This window comes from Mucilaginibacter sp. P1_D10, from assembly GCF_056406215.1.
The window spans coordinates 38,889-50,614 of sequence record NZ_JBFUAP010000027.1 but is presented as its reverse complement, the minus strand read 5'-3'; the positions used below and the strand labels follow the sequence as shown (position 1 = coordinate 50,614).

The following is an 11,726-nucleotide window of genomic DNA, read 5'->3' as shown; positions in this document are numbered from 1 at the left end:
GGAGCCGAGTTAAAAGTTAAGACAACTAATAGAGACCGTTCTGTTGAGAAACAGCTACCATTATTCTGACAAACCGCCGTATGCCGAACGGCACGTACGGTGGTGTGAGAGGACAGCAAGGGAAATAATCCCTTGCTTCCTACTCGATTAGTGGAGCTGGAAGGGCTACAGCTACGGCGCGGTGCTTATATCTCCAAACCATTCCAAACAGAGCAAATGATGGTACGTGAGTTTGTCATCGAACGGCAATCTTGAATTGCCCGTTAAAATGTTTCTCAGCCGCAGTCGTCCTACCTCTATGAAACCACGAATATTTAGCGTGTTGATCTTATGGCTGCTGATCGACATTTATTTTTTTGCAGCAGTTAACACCTTGGCCCCGGGGCCGGTTACTTTTTATATTTATTGGGCAGTGGATATTTTCCTGGCCGGCGGGATAGCGCTTAGCCTGCTGACCGGCAGGCGCAAATTGGTGTCGCCATTTATGTCGCTAATGCTATTGTCGCTTATACCTAAACTTATCGGGGATGTATTTTTACTACTGGAGGACCTCACAAGGCCGTTCCGCCATACCCCTGCCAGAAGCTATCTTTTTAGCGAACTCGTAATTGCCGTGGCGTTGATTACTTTCTTTTCGGTGCTGTTTGGCATTACCAAAGGCCGCCACTATTATAAGGTTAGGCGCACTATCTTGTATTTTGAGAACCTGCCCGAGGCATTCAATGATTTTACCATCACGCAGTTATCAGATATACACGCAGGTAGTTTCAGCGATGCCGAAGGCGTACAGAAAGGGCTTGATCTGGTGAATGCGCAAGGCAGCGATGTGATATTGTTTACCGGCGACCTGGTGAACAACCAGGCCAGCGAAATGGACCCCTGGATACCCGCTTTTGCCGGATTGAAAGCACCGCTCGGGAAATTCTCCGTATTGGGCAACCACGATTATGGCGATTACCTGCATTGGGAAAGCGCCGAAGAAAAGCGCGATAACCTGGTAAGGCTAAAGAGTGTACACACCGAGATCGGCTTCCGTTTGTTACTGAATGAAAGGGTGAAGATTGAAAAAGATGGCCGCTCGATAGAACTGATAGGTGTAGAGAACTGGGGCAAAGGCGGTTTCCATAAATACGGCGACCTCAATTTGGCTACGGCCAACGTGGCTGATAAGGATTTTAAGATATTGATGTCGCACGACCCCTCGCATTGGGATGCGGTTACGTTGGGCCACGATAAGCGTATAGATCTTACCCTTGCGGGGCATACGCATGGCGCGCAGTTCGGCTTCGAGCTTTTTGGCTTTAAGTGGAGCCCCATCAAATACGTTTACAAGCAATGGGCGGGGCTGTATGAAAAAGCCGGCCGTTACTTGTATGTTAACCGCGGTTTTGGCTTTTTGGGCCTCAAAGGGCGGGTGGGTATCTGGCCCGAAATAGCCGTGCTTACGCTGAAACGGAAGCCTCAGGTGGTGGTTTGATGCAAATCGCGCAGCTAAAGGCATTAACGGGAAAGCGGTTATAGCTAAAATAGTATCATATAAAAATGCTGCTTATGGTAAGTTTGGATAACAATTAATGCTGTTGGTTCCTCTCTCTCGGAAAGGCCTGTTTTATTTATGACGAAAGCATTGTACTTAATGGTATTCCTTTTGATGCACACTGCATAAACTGATTGTTAAAATCCGGTGGTTTCATTTGTCGCGCTGGTACCTTTTTATCATCCATGTTTTTCTTAATGTTAAATAATGAACAAAATGAACAGGCTTTATTAAGTATAAAACAAGAAATAAAGGCGCTACTTGCGTAGAAATGGTTAATTTTATATAACCCTAACCCGGGATAATATTATTCCATTCACAATTCTAATAATGCCATTACTAACTGAACTTATCGTACCTGGTGGCAATAAGGAGTTGCCTGATATTTTAAGAAACAACAGGCTCTTCCAAAAACTGATAGCGAATAGCCACTCCGGGATAACTCTTTTCGATGAAAATTTAAAAATTCTTTACCGGAGCCCGTCTGCAGAGCATATTACCGGACGGAAACTTGCCGACTTTCCCGAAAATCCAATAAATCTCAACCATCCGGATGATAGGCAGATCATAGAGGATGCTTTTAATAAAATACTTACCAACCCTGGCTTGCCCGTTAACTGCACTTTTCGGACAAAACATGCCAGCGGGAATTTTATTTGGATTGAAGCTACATTTACCAACATGCTCAACGATGGGGATGTAGACAGCATTGTGTGCAATTTTAGAAATGTATCAGCCCAAAAAGATACTGAAACCGCGCTACAGCAATCCATCCACGAATTGTCTGATTATAAATACGCGCTGGATGAATCGGCAATAGTGGCAATTACCGACCAAAAAGGTATTATAAAACACGTAAACGAAAACTTTTGCAGAATATCAAAATTCTCCAGGGAAGAACTAATAGGAGAGGATCATCGCATCATAAATTCATCTTATCACCCAAAGGCATTCATTAAAAATATCTGGACAACCATTGCCAATGGGCAGATATGGAAGGGTGAACTAAAAAATAAGGCAAAGGATGGCACTTATTACTGGGTTGATACCACCATCGTTCCGTTCCTGAACGACGCCGGTAAACCTTACCAATACGTAGCCATCAGAAGCGATATTACCGAACGAAAGGTAAGGCAGCAGGAAATTATTGAAAACAGCCGATTTATTAAAACCATAACTGATAATCTGCCGGCCATGATAGCTTATTGGACGGCTGACCTGCACTGTTTATTTGCAAATAAGGCTTTGCTTGATTGGTTTGAAATGAAGCCCCAGGAGATGCAGGGCATTAGCAAAAAGGCCTTATTGGGCGCTAATGAATATGCCGTTTATGAACCGTACATAAAAGAAGTGCTGAATGGTACGCCACAGAATTTTGAAAGAGCGTTTGTAAATAAAGACGGGAGGATGATTTACACCTATACCCAATACCTGCCCGATAAGCAAGGCGATCTGGTAAATGGTTTTTACTCGCTTATATCTGATATTACGGAGATCAAACTCGCGGAACTGGCTCTTAAAAAGGAAACTGAAAAAGTTGAACAGGCTACCAGCCTTGCCCACATAGGGAGCTGGGAAATCAATTTAAAAAAGCAAACGGTTTATTGGTCGGCCATTACCAAAGAAATACTACATGTTGACAGTGATTTTGAGCCCACGCTTGAATTAGGAATAAGTTTGTACAAGGAAGGGAAAAGCAGGGATACGGTACTTGAAGTAATAAAAAACGCAATAGAGCGGGGTACCCCCTGGGATGAAGAACTTGAGGTACAGTCTCCGGCCGGGATAACTAAATGGATACGTGTTATTGGCGATGCCGAATTTGTAGACGGCGTTTGCGTGAGGCTGTATGGCAGCTGCCAGGACGTCAACATCCGGAAGAAGGCCGAATTGCGGATACAGGAAACTTTAATAGAGAAGAACACGATTTTAGAAAGTATTGCAGATGCTTTTTTTGCAGTGGACAAAAACTGGATTGTAACCTATTGGAATAGGATTGCTGAGGAAGTTTTAGGCAAATCGAAAAAAGAAATGCTTGACAATAACCTTTGGGAGGTTTTTTCGGATGCTGTGCAATCAGAATCGCATAAAAACTATACGCTGGCCATGAAAAGCCAGGAAGCTGTGCATTTTGAAGACTACTACCCCCCGCTACAAAAATGGTACGAAATAAGCGCTTATCCATCAGAACGCGGTTTATCTGTTTACTTTAAAGATATTACCGAACGCAAAATACACAGTATCAAACTTTTAGAATTGAATAAAAGCCTGAGGATACAGGCTAAGGAATTATCTATATCAAATGCCGAGCTGGAACAATTTGCTTACGTGGCTTCGCATGATTTGCAGGAGCCATTGCGGATGGTTACCAGTTTCTTAACGCAATTAGAAAGAAAGTATAACTCAATTCTCGACGACAAGGGCAGGCAATATATTCATTTTGCGGTTGACGGCGCAAAAAGGATGCGGCAAATTATATTAGACCTGCTGGAATTTTCGCGCGTGGGTAAATTGGAAGACAAGCTTGAGGAAGTGGATATTAATATACTTATCAGAGATATATTGGCGCTGTACCGAAAACAAATTGACGAAAAGCATGCTAAAGTTAAGTTTGATACGCTGCCGGCAATGGCTACATACAAAACAAGTTTAAGGCAGGTGTTTCAAAATTTGATTAGCAATGGTTTGAAGTACAGCCAAAATGGCGTTCCGCCCTTAATTCAAATTGGCTGTTCGGATGACGACAAACAATGGGTTTTTTCGGTAAAAGACAATGGCATTGGAATAGATCCGGAATACTTCGAGAAGATATTTATTATTTTTCAGCGGCTGCACAACAAAAGCGAATACTCGGGTACCGGGATGGGGCTTGCCGTTACCAAAAAAATTATTGAAAGCATGGGCGGCAAAATATGGGTAGAATCTGCAGAAGGCCAGGGGAGCACTTTCTACTTTACAATCTTAAAAAAACTGTAGTTATGAAATCGATACACATACTTTTGATAGAGGACAATGAAGGCGATATTTTGCTCACTACGGAGGCTTTGGAGGATAGCAAAATAATCAATGATATTACTGTAATTAAAGATGGTAAGGCAGCAATAGACTACTTTAACGGGCTTAGTGAGGGAGGACAAAAACCCGACCTGGTGCTGCTTGATATTAATCTGCCTAAAAAAAGCGGCCACGAAGTACTTCAGTATATAAAAAATCACGATAACTACAAGCATATCCCTGTTATTATGCTCACCACATCTTCTGCAGAGCAGGATGTACTGATCGCCTACAGAGAACATGTTAATTGCTTCATTACTAAGCCAATTGATGTGAATGACTTTGTAAAGGCAGTTGCCAAAATAGAGGATTTTTGGATAAATATTGTAACCATACCTGATGAAGGACGGTGATGCATACCCACCACGGAAAATATAAAATTTTGGTTATTGAAGATAACCCCGGCGATTTTGCCCTCGTAGAAGATTTTTTGTTTGAGCAAATAGAATCGCCTGAGATATTGCGTGCCCGGAGTTTTAGATCCGCAGTTGAATTATTGAACACTGATAGTGATTTTGATGTAGTACTTTTAGATCTGTCGCTGCCCGATAATGCCGGCGAACAGCTTATTAAGGATATTATTGAGGCCAGCAACCAGGCACCGGTAATTGTTTTAACGGGTTATGTCGATTTCGACTTCGGCGTAAAGTCATTATCGCTCGGTGTGCTTGATTATATGCTAAAGGATGAACTAACCGCATTAACACTGTTCAAAAGCATTATCTATAGTATCGAGCGAAAAAAGATAATGATATCCGTACGGAACTACATAAAAGCTATCGAAGGCCAAAACGATAAGCTCAAAGAAATATCATGGATACAATCACATATCGTACGTGCGCCGTTATCGCGCATTATGGGCCTTATCCCCTTAATAACCGACACAACCGACAATGACGAACGTGAAACCATGTTGCACTTTCTTCGGTTATCAGCTAATGAGCTGGACGACGTAATTCGCAGCATTACCGATAAAACCAGCAAAGCCGATTATCATTTACCTGAATGATGCCCGCACTCATTTGTTATGCCGGGTCAGGATTTTAGGATATTGATGTCGCACGATCCCCCGCATTGGGATGCCGTTACGCTGGCGCAAGATAAACGAATAGACCTTACGCTTGCCGGGCACAGGCTCTTTCAGATATGCCGTATGCTCTTAAAATAAAACAAGCCGCCCATTGCGGACGGCTCGTTTATCGTGCTGTTTTAAATTTGATTAATTCACATCAAACCAAAGTTTGGTGGTCAGCACATCTGCACCCTGGCTGGCTACAGCGGCCTTATAACTGGTCCCGTTTAAGGATTGCTCCGTACCGGGGTAGATAAACCTTAGTGGCAATTTCCCGCTAAGGGTGCCTGCAACAGCTGGTTGCAGTTGCGGGTAATCCAGCCTGCGCCATTCGGCAAAGGCTTCTAAGCCCTGCCCAAACAGGGCAAGCCATTTTTGTTCGCCTATCGATTTTTTGTAGTTGGTAGCATCGTACTGTACCGATGGCTGTGCAATATAGGTGGCTATTGCCGCATCGCCGATGCCATACTGCTTTAAGGATGCAGTTACCGCCTGGTTGTAAAGGTCGGCGGCATTTTCGGTAGTGAAACCACGTGCGGCAGCTTCCGCACGGTCAAACAATACCTCGGCATAGCTGATGATTACCGCCGGTGCGCCCGGTGCCAAAAAGTAGGTGCCTGGTTTTGATGTTTTGGTGAAGCCCAGGTTACTGGCATCGCCAACCAATAAACCGTTTGGTATGCCCACATAGGTATTTGGCGTAGCATCCTGCGTTTTGCTGGCGTAAACAGCTAAACGCGGGTCGTTCAGAGCAAATAGTTTATCTACTATGGTTTTACTGATGCGGTAATCGTCACGGGTATCAAACAGGTTGCTTATCGGGTTTTGGTTTGGCGATGCCAGGTAAACCAATTGGGCGGTTTCGCTATTAGCGCTGATGTAACCGCTGCCTTCTGCCTGAATATCGGCTAAAACTTGCTTTGCCTTTTCGGGCTCGCGGTCGGCTATCCTTAAGGCAATGCGTAAACGCAACGAGTTGGCGAACTTTTTCCATTGTGCAATTTTGTTGCTGTAGATTACATCGCCTGCTATAGCAGGGCCCGAGATATTCAGGGCGGCCTGTGCCGTTTTCAGGTCCTCTAACAAGGCGAAGTAAACATCCTTTTGTTTGTCGTAAACCGGGGTAAGGTAGGTGCTGATGTTGGTAGCCTGGGTGTAAGGGATATCGCCATAGTTATCTGTAAGCAATGTAAACAGCCATGACCGCAACACCAGCGCCACGCCTTTGTAATTAGGGTTAGCCTGCGCATCGGCCAGTTTAATGATCTGGTTAAGGTTTACGATGCTTTTGGTATAGCCAACACTCCACAATTCGTTAAATGCTGTGTTGGTATAAATATACCTGTCGGGGTCGGTGTATTGTATTTTGGCCCAATGCTGCACAAACAGCAGGCTGGCATCCATATTATTGGCAGTACCCCAATAGGTATCGGCGGTTGCCTTTGTTGCGGCGGTCAATAAATAATCAGGTTGCGCATTTTGCGACGCATTTGGATTTTGGTTGATTTTTACCAAATCCTTTTTGCAGGAGCTTACCGATAGTAACGTAGCCCCGGCTAATAGTATGGTTGTATATTTAAGTTTCATGGTCATTTAGAATTTAAGGTTAACATTAAAGCCAATGTTGCGCACAGTTGGCAGGGTTAGGTCTTCCAGGCCCTGGCCGTTACCGGTGTTGAAGGCAGTCTCAGGGTCGATATTCGGTACGTTTTTATGGATAATCCACAGGTTGCGGCCAACAAGCGATACGGTTGCTGATTGCAGCCCTATACCTTTAACCCATTGCGAAGGGAAGGTGTAACCCAGTTTAACCTCGCGGAGCTTTACGTAAGATGCGCTGTAAACAAATGCCTCGTCCACATTAGTGAAGCCTTTGTAGTAAGATTGTGCGGGCAAAATAGTGGTGTTGGCGGTTCCATCGGCTTTTACGCCTTTGAAAATTACGCCGTCATCATAAACCGTTGCACCGCCCGGTGCGCTTGTGCCTGCAGTAATTTGCACCGCAGCAGCAGAGGTGTTGTTGCCAGGGTAGTAGTAGCTTAAGCCACCATTAGCAGCGCCACGCCCGGGTAAGGTAGATGCCAGTACGCCGGTATAAGTACCGGTACGGTTGGTGTTAGAGTAGATAGAGCCGCCAATGCGCGCATCCACCAAAAAGCTTAGGTTAACGCCTTTGTAAGTAAAGCTGTTGTTGATGCTTCCCAACCAATCCGGCGTGTATTTACCCAGGTATTGTTTTGTAGGATTGATAACTGGCGTGCCGTTTGCACCGATAACGATGTTCCCCGAAGCATCGCGGGTGTAGGCATTACCAAATAAGGTTCCATACGGTTGGCCTACAGCGGCTAACACCTGTACGGTACGGTTGGTACCCAATATGTAGCTTTGCAGTTTACCTTCGTTATCCAAAGAAATTACTTTGCTCTTGTTGCGTGAGTAGTTTAGGGTAACATCCCATGTAAAATCTTTAGATTTAAAAGGAGTTAAGCCCAATTGCACCTCAAGCCCTTTGTTGTTGATACGGCCACCGTTGATCAGTTTTTGGCTGTAGCCTGTGGTTTGGCTTACGTCTACGTTCAATATTTGGTTTACGCTATTGGTGTTGTAAACGCTCAGGTCCAGCCTTACACGATCATGAAAGAAACCGGCTTCAACGCCTGCCTCACCGGATGTGGTGGTCTCTGGTTTCAGGTCGGGGTTTAGGTTAATGCTCGCAGCACTCTGTTGCGGGTTGGTGCCGAATGGCGCGGTGAAGTTGTAAGTATTGATCAACTGGTACGGTGTAGTTGCCTTACCCACTTTAGACCAGCCACCGCGCAGCTTTAAATAACTTAAAGTGTTGCTTTTCAGATCTAAGGCTTCAGACAATACCAAACTGCCGTTTACTGATGGATAGAAGTAAGACAGGCTTGATGCCGGCAGGGTAGACGACCAGTCGTTACGGCCGGTTAAGTTCAGGAAAGCATAATTGCGGAAGCCTAACTGTGCGGAGGCGAAGTAGCTATATGTTTTTAATTTGCCGTAGTAGTTAGAAGATACCAGCGGATCGCGCGAGTTGCTTAGCGTGTACAAACCGGCTACTGCCAGTTTAGGCGCTATCTGGTCGTTCTGCTCGTTCAAAATGGTGCTGATGTTACCACCCACAAAGCCATCGAAGGTGAAATCTTTGTTTAATTTTTTGGTGTATTGCAAGCGACCTTCGGTATTGGTTTCATTAACTGTGTAGGCATCCTCTTCATAAGAGCCGAAAGGCGTGCCATTGGTGCCGTAAGCAATCTTAATTTTGCGCCTGTCGTTATAATAATCGGTACCGGTACGGAAGTTGGCCGATAAGCCCTCGATGATCTTATAGTTTAGTTCTATACTACCAATAATTCGGTTTTTATGTTGCCCAACGGTGTTTTCGTAAGCGATAAAGTACGGGTTGCTATAGTAGCTATTGTTCCAGTTGAAGGTGTTGCCGTTGGCATCGCGGTAGTTCTTCAGTTGGTTTACGTCTACCTGGCGGCCAAACCATGTAAATTGCAGCATGGTGCTGGTAGCACGCCTGCCGTATGCGCCGGGTAGGTTGTCGGCATCGTCTTTAATATAATTGGCGATGGTAGTAATAGTCAGTTTTGAATTGGGGCGGAATGTAGTGTTAAGCAAGAAAGAGTTCCTGCCCTGCGAAGAATTGGGCACCACGCCCGTTTGATGCAGGTTATTGTAAGATAAACGGTAGTCGAATTTATCGCTGCTGCCTGCTAAAGCAACACCGTTGTTGAGCGTAACGCCTGTTCTAAAGAAATCGCGCACGTTGTTTGGATGTGCTACGAAAGGCGCAGGCTGCCCGTTTGAAAAGAACTGAGGAATTAACTGACCGTTCAATGCAGGCCCCCAGCTTTCGTCTACACCGTCGTTTACGCCTGCACCAGCACCATTAACGTAGCTGAATTTCCCGTTTGAGCCCTGGCCATATTCGTTCTGATAATCGGGGAATACCTTGAGGGTAGCAAAAGAGGTGTTTGAATTGAGGGTAATACCTGCTCCCTTGGCACCTTTGCCGGTTTTGGTTTTGATGAGGATAACGCCCGCCGCAGCACGGTAACCGTAAAGGGCGGCTGCGTTTGGCCCTTTCAGCACGCTGATAGATTCGATATCTTCTGAATTCAAATCGGAAATAGCGTTGGCGAAATCCCTTGAGCCGTTAGTGCCCTGGAACTGGGAGTTATCTACAATAACGCCATCTACTACAAACAGCGGCTGGTTATTGCCCGATACCGATGTTTCGCCACGGATAACGATACGCGATGAACCCATATCGCCCTGGCTACCGGTAACGTTTACCCCCGCTATTTTGCCCGATAGCGCGTTAATGAGGTTGCTCTCTTTAGCCTCAGCAATATCCCTCGATTTAAGCCCCTGTACGGCGTAGCCCAATGATTTTTTATCTTTCGATATGTTTAGTGCCGTCACAACCACTTCGTTCAATGAATTCGGCGCTTCTTCCAACACTATCTTTAGTGGTTCGCCTGTATTGTTAACAGGAACTTCGATTGTATTGAAGCCGATATAAGAGATCCGTAATATGTCGTTGGCGTTTGCCGGGATGGTAAACTTACCCTGAAAATCGGTTTGGGTGCCGGTTGTTATACCTTTTACGCCGATGGTTACGCCGGGTAGGGGCTGCCCGTCGGATTTGGCGGTCACTACGCCGCTTATTTTTACAGACTGGGCGTTTGCCTGCTGCAGGGTGAATAATAGCAATACAATTGCCAGTAACGATTTGTAATTTTTAAACATGATTTGTTAATGAATAGGTCAAAAAAAATATCAATACGAATGCATGCAGCTCGCGCTATGGCTTACACAAAAGGTGCAATACCAGCTGGCTTGTTGAATTTGTAAAGAATGAAAAGCTGATTTACTCCGAAGGCTTTAAAGCGGTGGCTTATGCCGGGAACCTTGCTGAAGGATTAGCAATAACAACACATAGAAGAGAGATAGCTAGCCATCAGGCTGTTAAAATGTAGGGTTTGATTGTTAAACCGGGGACTTCGGTAGGGGCTGATAGTAGAGGTGTTCATATGGTATGGATTGTGTTAATTCTATTTAAGGATTAATTAAGGGCAACAACAGGTTTATTTACAAGGCCGTCAATGGCTTTCAGCATGCCGGCAAATTCCTGCGGATCGTATAAGCGGGTTAAGTAGGCTATCCGACCGTCGCGGTCTATCACCACGTTGCGGGTTACGCCGCTTTTCTTATTAGCAAACCGCCCGAAGATATCAGCACCCGGATCTAACGCCAGCGGATAGCTGACGTTCATTACTTTTTGAAAGGCGGTTACCTTTTCCAGGGGTTCGTCGCGGTCAACCCCTATCAGGATAACGCCTTTGTCTTTATAGGCCTGCCACACTTCTTTTTCCAAATGAGGCATTTCTTCCCGGCATACGCTGCACCAGCTTGCTGTAAACTGCAGGATAACGATTTTGCCCTTAAGCTGTGCTAGTGAGGTTTTTGTGCCGTCGGTAAGTCGCAGTTCAAAATCTACAGGGGCAGGGTCGCCGGTTTTAACGATGTAACCGCGGTCGGCATCTGCCGCAGGGGTTGCCGGCGTTACAGATTGTGCACTTACAAAAAGTGCAGATAACAGCAGAATTCCTGTTAATAATAAGTATTTATTTTTCATGTGTTGATGTGTTGTGCCCCGAATAACGGCAAGAAGACGGGAAGAGGGAGGATGACGTAATGAACACCTTTTACAGGTATTGCAAATAATTTTGCGGACATTATCTTTTCTGCATTGCTGCAGACAGGAATTAGCACCTTTATACCTATGGCGTACAGGTTGCTAAGACATCATCGGGCCTTTCCCTCAGTCTTTCTTGATAATTATTAAGAACGATTACGATGCAAATATAGAATTAATTCTACTATACCCATGGGCTTTATATAATTTAATTGTCATATCGATTTTTTTTGTTAATCTGCGTTTATGTTTTTGAGGTGTGAGGGCGGGATCGAACCGCCGTTTGAGGTTTTGCAGACCCCCGCCTAACCACTCGGCCACTCCACCATAGT

Annotated in this window: 7 protein-coding genes, 1 tRNA gene and 1 riboswitch; of the genes, 4 read left to right on the top strand and 4 right to left on the bottom strand. The window is 45.0% G+C overall.

Going from position 1 to position 11,726, the window contains the following annotated elements; all coding sequences use genetic code 11:
- Positions 1-298: 298 nt before the first annotated feature.
- From AC1DYT_RS26125 to AC1DYT_RS26110, 4 genes are all read left to right on the top strand, one after another.
- Complete coding sequence (locus AC1DYT_RS26125; protein WP_477472427.1) at positions 299-1,477, top strand: metallophosphoesterase; 1,179 nt, start codon at positions 299-301, stop codon at positions 1,475-1,477.
- Between the two features lie 390 nt (positions 1,478-1,867).
- Entirely contained in the window at positions 1,868-4,513 is a 2,646-nt protein-coding gene (locus tag AC1DYT_RS26120) for a PAS domain-containing sensor histidine kinase (protein WP_477472426.1), read from the top strand.
- Positions 4,514-4,515: 2 nt separating this feature from the next.
- On the top strand, positions 4,516-4,944 hold the full coding sequence (locus tag AC1DYT_RS26115; RefSeq protein WP_477472425.1) for a response regulator: 429 nt from the start codon (positions 4,516-4,518) through the stop codon (positions 4,942-4,944).
- Between the two features lie 29 nt (positions 4,945-4,973).
- Positions 4,974-5,600, top strand: a complete 627-nt coding sequence (locus tag AC1DYT_RS26110) for a response regulator (RefSeq protein ID WP_477472424.1) — start codon at positions 4,974-4,976, stop codon at positions 5,598-5,600.
- A gap of 210 nt (positions 5,601-5,810) precedes the next feature.
- On the opposite strand, the gene AC1DYT_RS26105 is transcribed toward AC1DYT_RS26110, so the two are convergent.
- The 4 genes from AC1DYT_RS26105 to AC1DYT_RS26090 all read right to left on the bottom strand — a co-directional run bounded on the left by AC1DYT_RS26105 (position 5,811) and on the right by AC1DYT_RS26090 (position 11,721).
- Positions 5,811-7,250, bottom strand: a complete 1,440-nt coding sequence (locus AC1DYT_RS26105; protein ID WP_477472423.1) for a SusD/RagB family nutrient-binding outer membrane lipoprotein — start codon at positions 7,248-7,250, stop codon at positions 5,811-5,813.
- A gap of 6 nt (positions 7,251-7,256) precedes the next feature.
- Positions 7,257-10,445 carry a SusC/RagA family TonB-linked outer membrane protein gene (locus AC1DYT_RS26100; RefSeq protein WP_477472422.1) on the bottom strand — a complete coding sequence of 1,063 codons (3,189 nt, stop codon included), beginning with the start codon at positions 10,443-10,445 and terminating at the stop codon, positions 7,257-7,259.
- 316 nt (positions 10,446-10,761) lie between these two features.
- Entirely contained in the window at positions 10,762-11,334 is a 573-nt protein-coding gene (locus AC1DYT_RS26095; RefSeq protein WP_477472421.1) for a TlpA family protein disulfide reductase, read from the bottom strand.
- Between the two features lie 97 nt (positions 11,335-11,431).
- Positions 11,432-11,540: riboswitch (SAM riboswitch) on the bottom strand.
- 109 nt (positions 11,541-11,649) lie between these two features.
- Positions 11,650-11,721: transfer RNA gene (locus tag AC1DYT_RS26090), tRNA-Cys, on the bottom strand.
- Positions 11,722-11,726 lie beyond the last annotated feature (5 nt).